General features: G+C 72.9%; 11 protein-coding genes and 1 pseudogene. All 12 read right to left on the bottom strand.

The window, feature by feature from the left end:
• Positions 1 to 269: 269 nt before the first annotated feature.
• Positions 270 to 338: pseudogene (locus ABIC52_RS00945) on the bottom strand (zinc-ribbon domain-containing protein); the annotation flags it as partial.
• Complete coding sequence (locus tag ABIC52_RS00940; RefSeq protein WP_354026398.1) at positions 335 to 2,752, bottom strand: transglutaminaseTgpA domain-containing protein; 2,418 nt, start codon at positions 2,750 to 2,752, stop codon at positions 335 to 337. The pseudogene ABIC52_RS00945 and the gene ABIC52_RS00940, both read right to left, overlap by 4 nt.
• An 80-nt stretch (positions 2,753 to 2,832) precedes the next feature.
• Positions 2,833 to 4,245 (bottom strand): DUF58 domain-containing protein, encoded by a 1,413-nt coding sequence (locus ABIC52_RS00935; RefSeq protein WP_354026397.1) that lies wholly within the window; start codon positions 4,243 to 4,245, stop codon positions 2,833 to 2,835.
• A complete protein-coding gene (locus ABIC52_RS00930) occupies positions 4,242 to 5,213 on the bottom strand; it encodes an AAA family ATPase (protein ID WP_354026396.1) in 972 nt (323 codons plus the stop codon). The genes ABIC52_RS00935 and ABIC52_RS00930 overlap by 4 nt, the downstream gene beginning before the upstream one ends.
• A gap of 54 nt (positions 5,214 to 5,267) precedes the next feature.
• On the bottom strand, positions 5,268 to 11,129 hold the full coding sequence (locus ABIC52_RS00925) for an Ig-like domain-containing protein (RefSeq protein ID WP_354026395.1): 5,862 nt from the start codon (positions 11,127 to 11,129) through the stop codon (positions 5,268 to 5,270).
• The gene (locus tag ABIC52_RS00920) at positions 11,126 to 12,535 is read right to left on the bottom strand and encodes a serine/threonine-protein kinase (RefSeq protein ID WP_126891413.1); all 1,410 of its coding nucleotides are present in this window, start codon (positions 12,533 to 12,535) and stop codon (positions 11,126 to 11,128) included. Before ABIC52_RS00920 ends, ABIC52_RS00925 begins: the two co-directional genes overlap by 4 nt.
• A gap of 159 nt (positions 12,536 to 12,694) precedes the next feature.
• Positions 12,695 to 13,516: a PP2C family protein-serine/threonine phosphatase gene (locus ABIC52_RS00915; protein ID WP_238638150.1), complete on the bottom strand. Its 822-nt coding sequence runs from the start codon at positions 13,514 to 13,516 to the stop codon at positions 12,695 to 12,697.
• Positions 13,517 to 13,568: 52 nt separating this feature from the next.
• The gene (locus ABIC52_RS00910; RefSeq protein WP_209677298.1) at positions 13,569 to 14,270 is read right to left on the bottom strand and encodes an FHA domain-containing protein; all 702 of its coding nucleotides are present in this window, start codon (positions 14,268 to 14,270) and stop codon (positions 13,569 to 13,571) included.
• A 2-nt stretch (positions 14,271 to 14,272) separates the two neighbouring features.
• A complete protein-coding gene (locus ABIC52_RS00905; RefSeq protein ID WP_161972625.1) occupies positions 14,273 to 14,881 on the bottom strand; it encodes a hypothetical protein in 609 nt (202 codons plus the stop codon).
• Between the two features lie 121 nt (positions 14,882 to 15,002).
• Positions 15,003 to 15,764 carry a YaaA family protein gene (locus ABIC52_RS00900; RefSeq protein WP_126891411.1) on the bottom strand — a complete coding sequence of 254 codons (762 nt, stop codon included), beginning with the start codon at positions 15,762 to 15,764 and terminating at the stop codon, positions 15,003 to 15,005.
• A 5-nt stretch (positions 15,765 to 15,769) separates the two neighbouring features.
• A complete protein-coding gene (locus tag ABIC52_RS00895) occupies positions 15,770 to 16,033 on the bottom strand; it encodes a F0F1 ATP synthase subunit epsilon (protein WP_058729238.1) in 264 nt (87 codons plus the stop codon).
• A 1-nt stretch (position 16,034) separates the two neighbouring features.
• Positions 16,035 to 17,489 (bottom strand): F0F1 ATP synthase subunit beta, encoded by a 1,455-nt coding sequence (gene atpD, locus ABIC52_RS00890; RefSeq protein ID WP_126891410.1) that lies wholly within the window; start codon positions 17,487 to 17,489, stop codon positions 16,035 to 16,037.
• Between the last annotated feature and the right edge of the window lie 23 nt (positions 17,490 to 17,512).

Here is a 17,512-nt window from a genome sequence, read left to right as displayed (position 1 = left end):
CCCGGAGCAGGCTCGGCACCCGGAGCAGGCTGTGCGGCGGGAGCGGGCGGTGCCGCTGGGCGGTCGGACACGGGTCCGGTCGGCCGCTGCCGGTCGTCGCCGGTGAGCCACGCGCGCGTCGCCGGGTCGAGCGTCGCCTCGGGCAGCCAGGCCTCGGCTGCCGGGTCGGGACGCCGACCGTACTGGTCGGGCTGACGGAGCGGCGGCGGCGGAGTGTCGTCCGCGGGCGCCGCCGGGGCGGGCCGGCGGTTCGCGGAGACGTTCACCGACCGCCCGCACTCACCGCAGAAGATCGCGCCGTCGGGCAGCATCGACCCGCAGTGTTCGCATCTGATCACGGTTCGCCTCTGTCCTCACTCGGCCGTCCACGACGCTCGCCGGCCTGCGGACCATCGTAGTCACGGGCCCCGGGACGCCCCTGGCCGTCGCGGTCCCCGACCATCGCGTCCGTCGTGTCGGCAGCGGCCCGCTCCGATCCCGGACGCCCCTTCGGTCGGCGGACACCGGAGCGGAGGGACCGCAACGACACCGCCGCCCGGAGACGCTCACGCCGGGACCGTCCCTCGCCGAGACTCGCGATCGCGTCCTCCGTCGCCGACCACATCCGGTCTGCGGTCCCCGGGTCGACGTCGTCCGGCCCGAAGACGCTGCGGTCCGCCAGCGCCGCCAGTCCGGTCCCGCCGCGACCGGGAGCACCGGCGACCGCCTCGCGACGGGTCGCACCACCGGGCACGGCGTGTCCCCGGTCGAGCAGCGCGTCCCGGTACTCGTCCCAAGCCCCGGTGACCCGGGCGCGCGGGGTCGGGGCCCTGCGTCGGCGTCTCCGCCGCACCCGCTTGCAGAGCAGCACGACCGCGAAGGGCAGGAGCACGAGGGCGACGAAGCCCAGCGTCGCGAGGACCCACGGCAGGGCGGCGAGCAGCAGCTGCAGCCACAGCGGCGGCACCGGCGGTGTCGCGCGGTCGGTCTGGGGCGGCGCCTGCTGGTCCTGGTCCTGCTGTTCGACGGGCGGTGGCGGGACGACCGTCTCCGGACGCGTGACCGGTTGCGGCGTCTGGTCCTGCTCGTCCGGGATCTCCCGGACGACGGGGTTCGGGTTGAGCGTGACCCACCCCCACTGCGCCGTGTCCACCTCGACCCGCGCCGTCACGTCGGACCCGCGCAGGGTCGTCGTCCCGCCGGCGCTCGACGTCGGCCCCGACGATGCGCCGGCGTCGCCGCCCGGTGTGAAGCCCATCACGACGCGGGACGGGAACCCGATCTGCCGCGCCATGAGTGCGGCGGCCACCGCGTACTGCTCCTGGTCGCCGATCATGACCGGCGCGGTGAGGAGCTCCTGGATGCGATCGGCGCCGTGACCGGAGCGGCTGGCACGCTCGTCGCCCACGCCGTGACTGACGTAGCCGGTGCTGGTGAGCCACCGGACGGCGGCGACGAGCTTCGCACCGTCCGTCCGGGCGTCGGCGGTGGTCGACTCGACCCGCTCCCGCACCGCGTCCGGCACCCCGGTTGCCGAGGGGACCTCCGCCGTCCCGGGCCGCGCCGCGGCGAGCTGCTGGTCGTCCGGCTGGTCGGGCAGCACCGCGTCGAGGTCGTAACGGGTCCCCGTCCCGACCCCGCCGACGACCGCACCCGTCGACGTCGCACGGTCGTAGTAGAACGACCGGCGCGCGCGTTCGGCACCGTCGCCGCGGAACGTCACCGACTCCAGGTCGCCGACCGTCGGCAACCAGACGCCGCGGTAGGCGTCGACGTCGACCCCGACCCGGACGTCGCTCCCGTTCACCCCACCGACGTCGACGGTCGTCGGGACCCGTTCGAAGGTGCCGGAGGCCGAGGCCCCGTCGGCACCGCCGACCCGGAAGACCACCCCGTCGTAGGTGTCGAGGGTCGCGATCCGCACGAAGCCGCCCTGTGGGAGGCCGGAGACGCGCAACTGGGCCGTGTCGGCCGCACCGGCCTCCTCGTACGCCCGGAAGGCGCTCAGCGGGCTGACCTCGTCGCGGGGGTCGAACGGCTTCACCACCTCGGTCCGCGCGACGGTGCGGCCGACCGTCGGCGGCGCGACCAGCCCGAGGCCGGTCGCGACGACCGCGGCAGCCAGCACGGTCCCGGTGCCGACGAGCGCGGGACGCGCCACGGAACGCCACACCGGGACGCGGTCGCCGACGGTCGTCGCGACGGCGACGGCCCGGCGGGAGTGGCGGACGACGAGCGCCCAGACGAGGGCGATCCCGCCGAGTGCCACCCCGGTCGCGACCGACACGTCGAGCCGAGCGGGGCCGACGACCACACCGGCCGCGAACAGGACGAGTGCCGGGATGCTCGCGGTCTCCGGCCGGGAGGCACGGGTCGCCACGGTCACGGCCGTCACCGTGGCGACCAGGGTCGTCACGAAGTACGGGACGAGCAGGGACTCGTAGGAGCCGACCGGCAGGCTGACGGTGACCAGCCGCTTCCAGTCGAGCGCGACGCCGGCGAAGAGGTCGACGAGACCCGGCCCGGTCGGCAGCAGCCCCGCGGCCTCTGCGGGCACCGCGACCGGCACCCCGGTCACGGTGAAGACGGCCACGGTCAGGACGCCGACGACCGCCGCCGGCAGCCGTCCGAGGGCGCCGGCCAACGCGACGGCGGTCCCCGCGACGACCGCGGTGACACCGGCGGTGACCATCGAGACGTCACGGTGGACCGGCCACCACGCCGTGCTCGCCATGGCGACGAGGAGCCAGACGACGAGCGTCCCGCCGATCATCCGCGACGGCCCGCGTCGACGTGCTGCCCGACGGGTCGCGCGGCGGCCCCCGGGCCGTCTGACGGGCGGCGTCGCGGCACTCACGCGGCGGCCGCCGATCGGTGCAGGGCCTGGCGGAGGTCCTCGAGGTAGCCGATGGTCAGGACGGTGAGGCCCGCCACGCGCAGCACGCGCGGCTGCGCCTCGGGCTCGCACGTGACGGCCACCACCTCGACCCCGACCGGGAAACGCGTCGCGGCGAGTCGGAGGGCGGGCAGCCCGACCGTCGAGCCCACGACCAGGAAGGCGACCGAGATCCCCGCGGTGTCGTTGCCGACGATCCGCGCGACCTCGGCGACGGGCAGGCAGGCGTCGGACAGTCCCACCGTCGCGAACTCGTCGAGCAGCCTGGTGGGTGTGACGGTGGCGAGTCGGTGCACCGCCCAGACCGGACGCTTCGCGTACTCGGGGGTGCGCTCGGACACCACGACGGAGACGTCGCGGCCGTCCCGGACAGCACGCGCGCCGAGCGAGGCGGCCGCGCTCACGGCGAGCTCGAACTCGTCGTCGTCGGCGAACTCGGCTCGTCGGGTCGCCAGGGCCACCACGAGGTGCGACCGCCGGGTGTCCTCGAACTGGCGGACCATGAGCGCGCCCGACTTCGCGGTCGACTTCCAGTGGATCGTGCGGGGGTCGTCACCGGGGACGTACTCGCGGACGGCGTGGAAGGCGATGTCGGCCGGGGAGAGGTCGGTCGTCGCCTGCCCCTCGAGGTCACGCACGAGCCCGGTGCTCGTCGACGGGATCGCGATCGTGCGCGGGTGCACGATGACCTGCTCCCGTGCGGTCCAGACGACCTCGCGGCGCACGAGCCCGACGGGGTCCGCACGCACGCCCGTGACCGGCCCCACGTCGAGCACGCCGCGCCGGACCGTCGGCACGGGCACCTGCTCCTCGAACACGCCCCCGGGCGCTACGGAGGGCACGGCGACGTCGACCAGACCGGCACCGACCGGCAGCTCGACCGTGGTGGGCACCGACGGCAGTCGCGCCGGGTTCTCGGCGGTCACCACCACGCCGGCGTCGTCGCCGACGGCCACCCGGTGCTGCGGAAGCCCCATGCGGACGACCAGCCGCGTCCGCCCGATGAGTGCGACGGCGGCCACGACGGCGAGCACCGCTCCGGCGAAGCCGACCACGACGACCTCACGCAGCCCGAAGCGGTAGCCCACCACGAAGGCGACGAGCGTGACGGCGGCGACCGTCCATCCGAGGCCGGTGACCACCGAGGCGACCTCGCCCCAGATCCGTCGCACGGTCCTCCAGGCCGTCGCCCAGGCCTTGGCGATCCCGACGACCGCGTCGGCGGCGACGCCCTCGCGGTCACCGACGAGCCGGGTCCGGACGTTCGTGAGCCCGGCGACCGTCGTCGTCCGCTCGGACGCGGCGGAACCGCGACGGGACCGCGTGCTGCCGCGTTGCGTCCTGGTGCTGCCGGGACGGTGGTCGGTCACGACGCCGCTCGGTCGGCGGGCGGCGGGGTCTCGACCAGGAGCTGCGCCACGACGCTCGTGGCGCTGACCCCGTCGAACTCCGCCTCGGCGTCCAGGACGAGTCGGTGCGCCAGCACCGGCACGGCGAGGGCCTTGACGTCGTCCGGGGTGACGTAGTGGCGACCCTGCACGGCGGCGTAGACGCGCGCGGCACGCACCAACCCCATCGCGCCGCGGACACTGACACCGAGTCGGACCTCGCTGGCCGCACGGGTCGCCTCGACGAGGCGCACGACGTAGTCGGCGATCGTCGGGTCGACGTGGACGGTGCGGGCGAGCGCGGCCATCTCGGTGACCGTCGCGGCGGGGACCACGCTCGGCAGCGGCACCGAGGCCGACGGCGCGGACGAGGTCTCGAGGATCCGGACGGTGGCCGCGTGGTCCGGGTAGCCGATCGAGGCCCGGACGAGGAAGCGGTCGAGCTGGGCCTCGGGCAGGCGGTAGGTGCCGGCCTGCTCGACGGGGTTCTGCGTCGCGATCACCATGAACGGTGCCGCCAGGCGGTGGTTCACGCCGTCGACGGTGATCGCCGACTCCTCCATCGCCTCGAGCAGTGCGGACTGCGTCTTCGGGCTGGCCCGGTTGATCTCGTCGGCGAGCACGATGTTGGCGAAGACCGGTCCGCGGTGGAAGTCGAACTCCTGCGTGCGCTGGTCGTAGACGCTGATCCCGGTGATGTCGCCGGGCAGCAGGTCCGGGGTGAACTGGATCCGGTTCGTCGACCCCTGCACGCTCTGCGCCATCGCCCGGGCGAGGCTCGTCTTGCCGGTTCCGGGGACGTCCTCCAGGAGGAGGTGTCCCTCGCTGAGCATGGTCGTCACCGCGAGGCGGATGACGAACGTCTTCCCGAGGAGCACCTGCTCGACGTTGGTCACGATCCGGCCGGCGGCGTCGGCGAACCAGGTGGCCTGCTCGGGGGTCATGCTCATGCGGTGGGGTCCTCGTTCTCAGGGGGGGTGCGGGATCGCTGCCGGGTGGTGACCCTAGCCTGCGGCGGGGTCGCTCGGCTGGGTGCCGGACGGCGGGTCGGTGGTGCCGGTGGCGGGGCTCGTCACGGACCCGCGTGCTCCGGTCGGATCTTGCTCGTCCTTCACGGTCGCCTTCACCCTGATGGACGAGTACCCGCTGGGGACGGCGTCGCGGGTCGTCCACGCAGCGTTGGTGTCCGGGTTGGTGTCCGAGCACCTCTCACCGATACCGAGCGCGCCGGGTCGGCAGTACGAGATCTGGTAGCCACTCGCGGTCAGGCCGCCCGCGTTGTCCGGCTGGTTGATCACCGGACGCTGACCGACGACGGCACTCGTAACGGACGCGCGCGTTGTGAACGGCGTGGACGTTCCGAGGTCGGTCGACGAGCAGTAGTCGTTCGTGTTCGTGGTGCAGGCGAAGAGCACCACGTCACTCGCGACGCCGAAGCCGGCTCCCTGGGTGATCGTCGAGCCGTTCAGCTGGATCGGGGAACCGCCGTTAACCGCGTACGCGTAGTGGTCGACTCCCGGCCTGACGTCAGCGCGCACTGCGACGAGAACGCTCCCGTCCTGGTCGGGACCGACCAACGCGGCGTCGCCCGTCGGAGCCGACGGTGGAGTGAAGCTCGTCACCGGGTTCGAGGCGCCGACGGCGCAGAATCCACCGGCGTTGGCGCTGAACACGACGTACCGGTAGTCGCCAGCGTTGCCGCTCACGCTCCGGTCCGGACTCGACTGCACCGCTTGGAGTCCGCGGGCGTCGCAGGTGGTGGGGACCGCTCCGTTCGTCCGGTACACCGTGTTGGTCAGCTGACCACCCTGTGCGCTGCCTCCGGTCACTGACCAGTCGACGACGGTCTTGCCGTTCTCCGCTCGAGATGACGCGGTGATCTCCGCAGGGGCCGGCTGACCGTAGGCGACGGCATCAGCCGACGTCGATCGGTTCCAGTCGGCATCCGACGCGACGATCGCGCGGTTCTTTGCGTAGACCGTCGCCGAGTACGAGGCGCCTGCCGCCAGCCCGTCGAACGTCGCGGTCGAGGTACCGGCAGCGACGTTCCGCGTCGTCCCCCCACTGCCGTTGAGCACAACGACGTAGCTCGACACGGCACTCCCCGGGCCGGGCTTCGGGACGGGCGTCCACGAGACGACGATCTGGTTCGGGGTGGAGGTGCTTGCTGCGGCCGTCACCGTCTGCGGGGCGCCCGGGATGTAGTCGGCGCTCATGACAGCGCTGGTCGTGGACGGGGAAGAGGTGCCGATCGCGTTCGTCGCCGTGACCCGGAACGTGTACCGCTGTTGAGGATCCAGGTCCGTCAGGGAGCAGACGGTGGCCTGGCCACAGTCGCGGGCGTACGAAGAGCCGCCGTCGCCGCTGCCGGCCACGCGGTAGTTCGTTATCGGAGCGTTGTTCGCCTGCGGCGCCGACCACTGCAGACGGACCACCCCAGGTTCGTACGACCCGGTCTTGGTGGGGGCACCCGGGGCGTCGGGGACGTCCTGCACGGCGATGGTCACGTCGCCCCAGACGTACCGGGACGGGTCGTTCGTCGCGTCGGCGACCTGGTACTGCAGGTGCGCGTCGACGGGCTGAGCACCACCGGCGACGGTGACCTGCAGCCGGGAGCGGTCGGCACTGGGCGTGACGCTCACCCCGGCGGGGAGGCCGCCCGAGAGCCCGCGGATCGCGACCACCCGCAGCCGCTGGTCCGGGAAGGGGTTCGTCGCCTGGTCGTTCGACAGCACGTCGATCGTCGCGCTCGTCCCACGTTCGACGACGGCCCGGTCCGCTCCCGGCTGCACGAGCGGCCTGGTGGAACCGACGATGCCGACCCGGACGACGCCGGCGCGGCCGGGGTTGGCCTCGTCCGACACGCCGATGCCGATGGCCGCCGTCGTGTCCTTCGGCGCGTCCTCGGCCACCGAGACCCGGAGCTGCTGGCCCTGCACGGTCGCGGTGGTGCCGGAGCCCGGGCGGCTGACGACCGACCAACGGAGCTCGCCGAGGTCGTCCGGGTACGGGTAGTCCGTCAGCTTCGTCAGGTCGAGCGTGCGGGTGTCACCCGGCTGCATGTCGATCGAGGACCCGGTGAACGCGGGTGGCTGGTTCGACCGGGGCGTGACCTTGATGGGGAGCACGAGCGTCGCGACACGGCCCTTGCCGCCGTTCGCACTCGAACCGTCGGTGACCTCGAACGAGATCGACGCGTTGCCGTAGTAGAGCTTCGAGGACGTGAACTGCAGCGTCGACCGGTCGACGACGAGGTCCTGTCCGTCGGCGTGCGTCGCCTTCACGGTGCCGCGGTCGGTGATCTGCGCGGTCCGCCCGTTCGCCGTCACCACGTACCGGTCGAGCGGGATGCGCACCGCCGACTCGCTCTTCACCGTCACGGCACCCGCGCTGCGGTCGACCTGCGGCAGGGCGTCGTCGAACCCGGGGACGTGCACGAAGCCGTAGGCGACCACGTCGGGGTGGTCACTCCGGGCGACCGAGAACGGCACCACCTGCGACGCGTCCGTCAGCCGGATCGTGATGCGACGGTCGGCCGTGACCCGTGCGGTGTCGCCGTAGCCGTCGACCACACCGACCTCGAGCCGCGAGGTCGATCCCTCGGCGAAGAAGACGTTCTGCAGCACGTCGACGGTGACGCTCTCGCGGCGCAGGATGTCCTGCAGGTCGAGCGTCGTGTCCTCGACCTCGGGGCGGAGCGGCGGGGCGTCGCGGTCGACCGTCACGGTCAGGAAGGCGGTGCTCGACCCGCCGCTCGCGTTGGCGACCGTGTAGAGCACCGCGAAGTCCCCCTCGGTCGCCGACCGGGGTGGCGTGACCCGCACCTGGCTGCGCTGGAGCACCTTCGCCGTGACGCCCGCCGCGGTCGGCTCGACGGCGGTGACGGTCAGCTGGCCGCCCTCCGGGTCGGAGTCGTTCTGGAGGACCCGGACGGTGACGGACCCACCGGGCCGGATGGTCACGTGGTCGGCCTCGGCCACCGGGTTCGTGGCCTGCTCCGCACGGGGGCTGATGCCGACCCGGACCGTCCCCGTCGCCCGGGCACCGAGCGCGTCGACGACGGTGTAGGTGAACTCGTCGGTACCGGAGGAGTAGTCCCCCGCGTCGTACGTCAGCGCGTCCGCGGTGACGTCGCTCACCGAGCCCTTCTCGGGGTTGTCGGCGACGCCGACGAGCTGCACCGAGTCACCGTCGGGATCGATGCCGTTCAGCGGCACGGTGATGCGGACCGCCTGACCCGCGACGGCGCGCGCGGTCACGGTCTCGGGGACCGGCGGGTTGTTCGTCGCGGCGTCGCGTTCACGTACGGAGATCGACACGGTCGCGTCGGCGTACTGCCCGTCCGGCCCGCGGACCCGGTAGACCGCCGTGTGGTTGCCGGGCGTCTGCGGCGCCAGGTACCGGAGCCGGTCGCCCGACACGAAGAGCAGGCCGCCGTCACCCGGCACGTTCTGCACGAGCTGCGGGTCGAGCGTCAGCGGCTCGCCCTCGGGCTGGGTGTCGTTCGCCAACACGTCGATCTCGGCGACGTCCCCGACCCGCACGGTGGCGGAGTCCGACTGCGCGACGGGCGGTTGGATCCGGTCGGGCCGAGGGATCTCGACGACGGTGATCGTCCCGCTGGCGCTGGCGAGACCGTTCGACTCCGTGTAGCCGAAGGTCACCGGTCCGTCGAGGGGCGCGGTCAGGGTGACCCGGACGACGTGCTGGTCGAGGATGCTGGCGCGCACGCCGCTGCCGCGTTCGGGTCCGTCGAGCGCGGTGACCATGAGGACACCGCCGGCCGGGTCGGTGTCCGTCGCGGTGACGTCGGTGTCCTTCGTCGAGAGCGTGGTGACGAACACCGTCTTGGGCGTCGTGATCGGAGGCGTGGAGGCGTCCGGCGGCGCGAGCACGGTGACGCGCACGACACCGCTCGCGGTCTTCGTCCCGTCGGTGACCGTGTACTCGAGCTGGTGGTCCCCTGCGCCGGCTCCCTGCACGCGGAACGTGCCCGCGTCGTAGGAGGGGGTGACCGTCAGTCCGTTCGACGAGGAGACGCTGGTGAGCGTGACGGTGCCGTTGCCACCCCGGACGTGGTCGAGCGGTTGCACGGTGAACGCCTTGCCGGCGTAGCCCTGCACCGCGAAGGCGTCGGCGCGCAGCGGCACGTTCCCCTGCGCTGCGACACGGACGGTCATCGACCCGCGCCCGCGGTCGCGGCCGTCGCTCACGACGAGCTGCACGGCTCGGTCACCGGTGCGTCCGCTCGCGTTGCGGAAGTCGAGCATGCCGTCCGGCGTGGTCGACACCCGGTCGCCGTCGGCCGAGGCCGACTCCAGGTAGACCGGGTCGCCGTCGGGGTCGACCCAGTCCGACAGCACGTCCGTCACGACGTGCCCGTTCTGCACGACGTCGGCGGAGGTGCTGCGCACCTGCCGCGGTGGCTCGTTCTCCGACTCGGGGCGCACGGTCACGCGCACGGTCGCGGTGGCGGACCCGCCGTTGCCGTCGGTGATCGTGTACGGGAAGGACAGGGACCCGCTCGCAGCCGCGGTGAGCGTGACCTGGAGCCGTTGCCCGTCGCCGACCACGGCGACGCTGCCCTGTCCGTCGGGGATGCTGCCGACCTCGCTGATGACGAGGGGGTCGCCGTTCGGGTCGTAGTCGTTGAGGAGGACCGGCAGGCTCGTCGTCCGGCCGGGACGTGCGCCGAGGTCGTCGTCCACGGCCACCGGCGGCTTCTGGTCCTTGTCCACCTGGGGGTCGTCGTCCGACACCCGTTCCTGCTGCCGCTCGTCGTCCTGGTCGACCAGGTCGGCCCAGTTGTCGATGAGCTGTCCGCTGCGGCCGATCGCCCAGGACCGCCCGCTGCGCGGGTCGTTCGCCACGACGGTGTCGCCGTTGTGCACGATCTGCAGGTCGTCGGCGTCGGCGGTCTGCGCCAGTCGCTGCAGCCCGCTGCCCCGGCAGGAGTCCATGGCCTGCCCGCCCGCCCACGCGGCGTAGGTGCACGAGCCGACCACCGTCGGACGAGCCGCTCGACCGGAGACCGCGAGCGGCGTCCGGTCCACCTGGCCGGACGCCGACACCCGCACCAGGCCCGACGTGCCGGCGACCACGACCGAGGACGACGAGTCGGACGACCGCTGCAGCGCGGGTGCTCCCCCGACACGGTCCCCGAGGTCGACGGTGTCCCCGTCGACGGAGAGGCGGCCGTCGGTCCGGTCGAGGACGGCGACGTGGTCGCCGAAGGACGCCACCTGGAACTCGTGCGAGCGGTCGAAGCGCACGTCCCAGCGCCGCTCGACGGTCAGGTCGGACCCGACGTCGACGAGGGACGCCCGTCCGGTGCGCGGCGAGTAGACGGCGACCCTGCGGTCGGAGGCGTCGAAGACGGCGTCCGCGCCGAGGGTCAGGTCGGGCTCGGTCGAGGCGTCGAGGTCGGACAGCTCGGCCGCCGGGGTCGCCCAGAGCGCACCGGTCTCACCGTTCCCGACCACGGCCGTGTCACCGGCGAAGAACACCTGCGGCGATCCTGCGGGGAGGGTCACCGCGTCACCCACCGTCGCGTCGGCGACGTCGACCTTCGCGACGGTCCCCTTCGTCCCGTCGACGCTGTACACCTCTGCCCCGCGCTGCACGACCGAGAGGTCGTCGCTCGGGGTCTCGACGGCGGTGTTGAGCGCCAGGACGCCGGTGTTCGCGCGTCCGACGGCGCCGTACTGCGCGGACGGCACCCACACCGTGCCGTCGCCGAGGTCGATGCGCTGCGTGTGGTACCCGGTCGACACGACGGCCGCGGTGGCCACCACGGCACCGACGACGACCGACGCGCCGATCGTCACGGCCGCCGACCGGTGCTTGGCCAGGAGCGCCCGGATCACCCGGTGCTCCCGATCGTCCCGCACTGCTCGGGGCTCGCGGCGCCCGTCTTGCCGTCACGGTTCACGGCGACCGTGATGCACTGCTCGGCCCCCGCCCCACCGGAGACGACGAAGGTGGTGCCGGTCTGCTGGCTCGTCGCACCGGACGACGTGATGACGTAGGTGTCACCGGCGCGCAGACCGGGGTCGGCCCAGCTGAACGACACCGAGTCGGCACCGGCGCGCGCAGTCACGTCGCGCACCGTCGGGATCGACGCCGTCCCCGCGCGCGTGACGAGCAGGACGCTCACGACGGCGAGGGCCGCCACCACCAGGACGCCGACCGAGCCGGCCACCAGGACGGTCGAGCGACTCCGGCGGCGCGCCACGGTCGCCGAGCCGGTGCGGTGGACCGTCCCCACGCTCTGGATGCCCGACGAGGCTCCGCCCTGGACGGCACGACGCGTGCGCCGCCGGGCACCGACGCGGGACGGCGGCTGCAGTTCCCGCACGACCGTCCGGTCTGCGTCGGACGACGGGGTCGCCACCGCCCACGACTCGACGGCGACGTCTGCGGGGGTCTGCGGGATCCCGAGCTCCGCCTCGACCTGTTGGAGTCCGCGGACGAACTCCATCACGGTCGCGGGGCGTGCGGACACCCGCCGGGACATCGCCGTCGCGAGCAGGCGCTCGAGCGACGGCGGGACGTCGGGTCGGCCGGTCGGCTTCACCCCGCCCCGGTCGATCCGGTCCATCAGGTCCGCCGCGGAGTTCTTCCCCCCGGGGACCTCGAAGGGGCTGCGCCCCGCGAGCAGTGAGTACACGGTGGCCGCGAGCGAGTAGACCTCGGACTGCACGGTGCCGCGCGACTCGTCGCCCAGCACCTCGGGTGCGGACCACGGGATCGACATGCCCACCGGCTCGTCCGGGTCGGCACTGCCGATCGTGGCGGCGATGCCGAAGTCCGACAGGACGGGTGCGCCGTACGCGGTGCGCAGGATGTTGGAGGGCTTCACGTCGCGGTGGAGAACGCCCTCGCGGTGCGCCGTCTCGAGCGCCGACCCGATGCGGATGCCGACGGCCAGGACCTCGGACACGGGGAGCGGCTCGCGGCGGTAGCGCTGGCTGAGCGACGACGAGCAGAGCTCCATGACCAGGTACGGCCGACCGTCGGACGCGATGCTCGCCTGGAGGACCGTGAGGATGGAGGGGTGCGTGCTGAGCCGCGCCATCAGGTTCGCCTCGGCCTGGAACATCTGACGGACGCGCTCGTCGACGACCTCGTCGAGGAGCACCTTCACCGCGACCTGCCGGCGGGGCATGTCCTGTTCGTAGAGGAACACGTCCGCGAAGCCACCGGAGCCCAGGACGTGGACGGGGCTGAAGCCGGCGATGACGGGCGGGTCGGACGGCAGGCGTCGAGCCATCGGCGTCGTTCCCTTCCCCGGCCCCCCGGCCGGCCCTCGGCGTTCCTCGCGGCCAGGTCATTCTACGAAAGCGGGCTCGCCGCCCGGGACCCGCTGGCACCACTGTGGACGGCACCCGTCCCCCACTTCGGGGGGCACGACGACCGTGGCCGAGCGCGTTCAGAGTCGCGGCAGCGTGTCCTCGACGTCGGGGTCCTCGGGCGCACCGTCGACCTGCACGACCACGACCGTGACGTTGTCGCGCCCGCCGGCGACGACTGCGTCCCCGACCAGCCGCTCGGCCAGCGCCTGTGCCGTCGGCACCCGCGCGGCGATCCGGGCGATGCCGACGTCGCCGAGTTCCTTCGTGAGCCCGTCGGAGCACACCACGTAGCGGTCGCCGGCGCGCAGCGGCAGCGTCCACCAGTCGGGCTCCGGCGGCTCCCCGAAGCCGACCGCCCGGGTGATGACGTTGCTGTCCGGGTGCTGTTCGGCGTCCTCCGCCCGGAGCAGCCCGGCGTCGACCATCTCCTGCACGACCGAGTGGTCCACGGTCACCCGCCGCAGTGCGCCGGACTCGATCCGGTAGGTGCGGGAGTCGCCGACGTTGAACACGAGCGCAGCCGGCTGTCCGTGGGTCGCGACGAGCGCAACGCCGGTCACGGTGGTGCCGGCACCGAGGGCGTTGCCACCGGCCGCCCGCTCGATGTCGGCCGTGGCGAGCAGCAGGGCCCGCTGGATGTCCTGACGGCTGGTGAACTCGCCGGTCGTGACCTGGTCGAGCCGCCGGACGACCGCGTCGCTCGCCCGGTCACCCGCCAGGTGCCCGCCCATGCCGTCGGCGACGACGAAGAAGGGCGCACCGACGAGGTAGCTGTCCTCGTTGTGGTCGCGACGTCGGCCGACGTCGGTCGCTGCTCCCCAGGAGAGCGTCAGGGGGGTGCCGGCTGCGCCGGGGACGTCGATGGCGTGCTCGGTGGCAGCTCGGCCGAGTTCGGTCACGGTTTCAGGATCGCTCTCTGGGAGTGGAGGGGCGTGCCGGACGGTCGGTCCGTCACGGGGCCGGCGGGAACGGTGGGAGGCCGTCGTCCGGACCGACCCGGAGGTGCGGCGACAGGACCTCGATGACGTTGCCGTCACCGATCTCGACGAGCGTACCCGTCAGGACGACGATCGACGCACCCGCGGCCATCCGGAACGGCGCGCCGCCCGGGGGCCTGACGACGGTGCCGTTCGTGGACCGGAGGTCCTCGACCACGGCGGCCTCGCCGGCGGCGTGCAGGAGCACGTGCGACGACGACACCTGACCGCTCGGCGACGGCACGGGCACGAGGACCGGACCGTCGTCGAGGACGACGCGTGGCGCAGCAGGTCGACGGCCCACCACCAGCGGTCGGTCGAGCCGGACGACCCGGCCGCCGATGCGCACGGACGGGGTCCGCCGACGGACCGAGCCGTCGTCCGAACGCGGTGGTGCCGCAGCCGGCGACGCCCGCTCCGGCGCTGCCGCCGGACCCGCGCCGCCGGGACGGACGCGGAGCACCGTGTCGTCCTCGGCAGGTCCGGTGGCCGATCGGACCCCGCGGGCCGGCCGGATCACCGTCGCTCCGTACGGGTCCTCGTCGAGGACCTCGGCCGGATCCGCGGCAGGCCCGCTGCCCGTCGGTCGGACGTCGGACGCGACGACGCCGGTGGGTCCGGTGCCGGGATGCGCACGGGCCACCGTGTCGTCGTCGTGCACCGGTTCCCGCTCCATGGTCATCCCACCGTAGACGATCCGGTCGACCCCGTGGGCGTTCCCCACGCTGGTCCGTGACCGGAGCGGACGGCGCGGAGGACCAACCACCCGAAGGGGTCGTCCGGGCGAGTGTCCAGGGCGTGCCGCGCCCGGACCTCGGCCCGCGCGGACGATCCGAGCGCCCAGGCGCACCATGCACCCATGGCGAGCGCGCCCGCCGCACCGACCGCCACGTCTCCCCCGACCGCGCCGTCGGCACGCCACGTCCGCCAGGCAGCGGCGCACCGATCGCCCGCCAGCCGGAGTCGCGCGCGGTCCGGCTCCGGGCCCGACCCGCCGAGCGCTGGCGGGGTGGGATCGCGGAACGGGTCGAACGGGACGACCGTCCCGGGGTCCGGGCGACCGCGGGCGGCGAGGAAGCCGACCAACGCGAAGCGGGTCGCGAGTGCGCCGCAGGCCGTCACGACGGCGACGGCCTGCGGACGCGCGAGCGCGTCTGCCACGACCGCGTCGCCGTCCGGCGACGGAGCGACGAGGGCTGCGCAGGCGGCGCGCAGGGTGACCGCGGCGGCGATCTCCCGCGGGTAGCGCAGCTGGGTGGGCTGGTGTCGGTGTCTCGTGGAGGTCATGCACGAGATCGTGACGGGAGCAGCGCCTCCAGACCGTCCCATCCGTGCCGCCTGTGGACGGGGCCGCCCTCGACCACCGCTGTGCAGGACCGACCGGCACCGATCAGCGACCGACCGCGACTCAGACCCGCGCGACCTCGAGGCTCTCCGCCACCAGGTCCCAGCCGTCGTCCGTGCGCTCGATCGCCACGCCGTGCGCAGCCGCCCACCGCAGCAGACCCGCGGTGTCGCCGACCTCGGCACCAGTCCGCGCGAGGAGCGCGGTCAGCCGCCCCTTCGCGGTCTTGTTCCAGTGGTTGAGCGCCCGGCGGCGTCCGCCGTCGTCGACGCTCACCACACGGAGCGTGACCGCGTCACGCACCGGCCCGAGGGCACGGTAGCCCTCGGATCGCAGGTCGAGCACGAGACCGTCGGCGCGCTGACCGAGCGCACCGGCCGACGGTCCGGGCCAGTGCTTCGTGAGTCGCAGCGCGCCCAGCTTCGCGTCGTGCGAGAGCCGGTAGGCGGGGATCCGGTCGCCGGCTCCGATCGGGCCGAACATCGCGGACTGCACCACGACGTGGTCCGTCCACCACCGCCGCGTCGCGTCGTCCGCCCCGGGGGCGTCGAGCGGGTCGTAGAGCACGCCCGTGTACCGCTCGATCGCCGGCAGCGTCGGCGCGGTGTCGAGCTCGAGGTTGCGGAGGCGCTCGGCCACCGACCTCGGGCCGAGCTTCAGAGCCGTCCGTGCCGTGGACTCCTCGGAACTGACGGAGCGGGCCGCGGTGATCACCGCGGCCCGCTCGTCGGACAGTTCCGGGAAGGACAGCGCACCCAGGTCGAGGGTGCGTGCCGGGTCCCCGCCCTCCCGCTTCGTCTCGGACGGCGGGAGGAGGACGGTCAGTCCGGTCAGGACGCCAGCGCGGCCTGCCGCGCCACGATCGTGACCGTGTCGTGCTCGACCGACAGGAAGCCGTCCTCGGCGTCCGCCGTCACCGTCGAGCCGTCGGCCCGGGTGATGCGGACCTGGCCCTGCGCGAGGGTGGCGAGCAACGGCTCGTGCCCCGCGAGGATGCCGATCTGGCCCTCCGTCGTCCGTGCGACGACCATGGTGGCGTCGCCCGTCCAGACCTCACGGTCCGCCGAGACGACGCTCACGGTGAGTGCCGCCATGTCAGCGGTTCTCCTTCTGGATCTGCGCCCACTTCTCTTCGACGTCGTTGATGCCACCGACGTTGAAGAAGGCCTGCGTGGCCACGTGGTCGAACTCGCCGTCGGCGATCGCGCGGAAGGACTCGATGGTGTCCTTGAGCGGGACCGTCGAACCCTCGACACCCGTGAACTTCTTGGCCATGTAGGTGTTCTGCGAGAGGAACTGCTGGATACGACGAGCGCGCTCGACCGTGATCTTGTCCTCTTCGGAGAGCTCGTCGACACCGAGGATCGCGATGATCTCCTGCAGCTCCTTGTTCTTCTGCAGGATCTGCTTGACGCGAGTCGCGGTCTCGTAGTGGTCGGCGCCCAGGTACCGGGGGTCCATGATCCGCGACGTGGAGGTCAGCGGGTCGATGGCCGGGTACAGACCCTGCGACGCGATCTCACGGGAGAGCTCGGTCGTGGCGTCGAGGTGCGCGAACGTGGTCGCCGGCGCCGGGTCGGTGTAGTCGTCGGCCGGGACGTAGATCGCCTGCAGCGAGGTGATCGAGTGACCACGCGTCGAGGTGATGCGCTCCTGGAGCACACCCATCTCGTCGGCGAGGTTCGGCTGGTAGCCCACCGCGGACGGCATGCGGCCGAGCAGCGTGGAGACCTCGGAACCGGCCTGCGTGAAGCGGAAGATGTTGTCGATGAAGAGGAGCACGTCCTGCTTCTGGACGTCGCGGAAGTACTCCGCCATCGTCAGCGCCGACAGGGCCACGCGCAGACGCGTTCCCGGCGGCTCGTCCATCTGGCCGAACACAAGGGCGGTCTTGTCGAAGACACCCGCCTCTTCCATCTCGCCGATGAGGTCGTTGCCCTCACGGGTGCGCTCGCCGACACCGGCGAACACCGACACACCACCGTGGTCCTGCGCGACGCGCTGGATCATCTCCTGGATGAGGACCGTCTTGCCGACGCCCGCACCACCGAAGAGGCCGATCTTGCCACCCTGCACGTACGGGGTGAGGAGGTCGATCGACTTGATGCCGGTCTCGAACATGGAGGTCTTCGACTCGAGCTGGTCGAAGGCCGGGGCCTTGCGGTGGATCGGCCAGCGCTCGGTGATCTCGAGCTTCTCGTCGGTGTTCAGCACGTTGCCGAGCACGTCGAAGACCTTGCCCTTGGTGACGTCGCCGACGGGGACCGAGATCGGGGCGCCCGAGTCACGGACCTCCTGACCGCGGACGAGACCGTCGGTCGGCTTCAGCGAGATGGCGCGGACCAGGTCGTCGCCGAGGTGCTGCGCGACCTCGAGGCCGATCTCCTGCGACGAGTCACCGATGGTGATGGTCGTGAACAGCAGGCTGTAGATGTCGGGGATGGCGTCGTGCGGGAACTCGATGTCGACGACGGGACCCGTGACACGGGCGATCCGTCCGACACCGGGCGCCGACGACGTCTCGACCGCGGTGGTGGCGGTGTCGGTCATGGCGTGTGCCTTCCTGAGGGGTG

Origin of the sequence: Curtobacterium oceanosedimentum, assembly GCF_040545555.1 — a bacterium.
GTDB lineage: Bacteria > Actinomycetota > Actinomycetes > Actinomycetales > Microbacteriaceae > Curtobacterium.
Note: the sequence above shows the minus strand (reverse complement) of the source record. Positions and strands in the feature narration are given on the sequence as shown.

Bases quoted from the DNA above. Each gene is read 5' to 3' on its own strand.
- ABIC52_RS00940 (WP_354026398.1), bottom strand. From the start codon at position 2,752: ATGATCGGCGGGACGCTCGTCGTCTGGCTCCTCGTCGCCATGGCGAGC.
- ABIC52_RS00930 (WP_354026396.1), bottom strand. From the start codon at position 5,213: ATGAGCATGACCCCCGAGCAGGCCACCTGGTTCGCCGACGCCGCCGGC.
- ABIC52_RS00920 (WP_126891413.1), bottom strand. From the start codon at position 12,535: ATGGCTCGACGCCTGCCGTCCGACCCGCCCGTCATCGCCGGCTTCAGC.
- ABIC52_RS00910 (WP_209677298.1), bottom strand. From the start codon at position 14,270: ATGGAGCGGGAACCGGTGCACGACGACGACACGGTGGCCCGTGCGCAT.
- ABIC52_RS00905 (WP_161972625.1), bottom strand. From the start codon at position 14,881: ATGACCTCCACGAGACACCGACACCAGCCCACCCAGCTGCGCTACCCG.
- ABIC52_RS00895 (WP_058729238.1), bottom strand. From the start codon at position 16,033: ATGGCGGCACTCACCGTGAGCGTCGTCTCGGCGGACCGTGAGGTCTGG.
- atpD (WP_126891410.1), bottom strand. From the start codon at position 17,489: ATGACCGACACCGCCACCACCGCGGTCGAGACGTCGTCGGCGCCCGGT.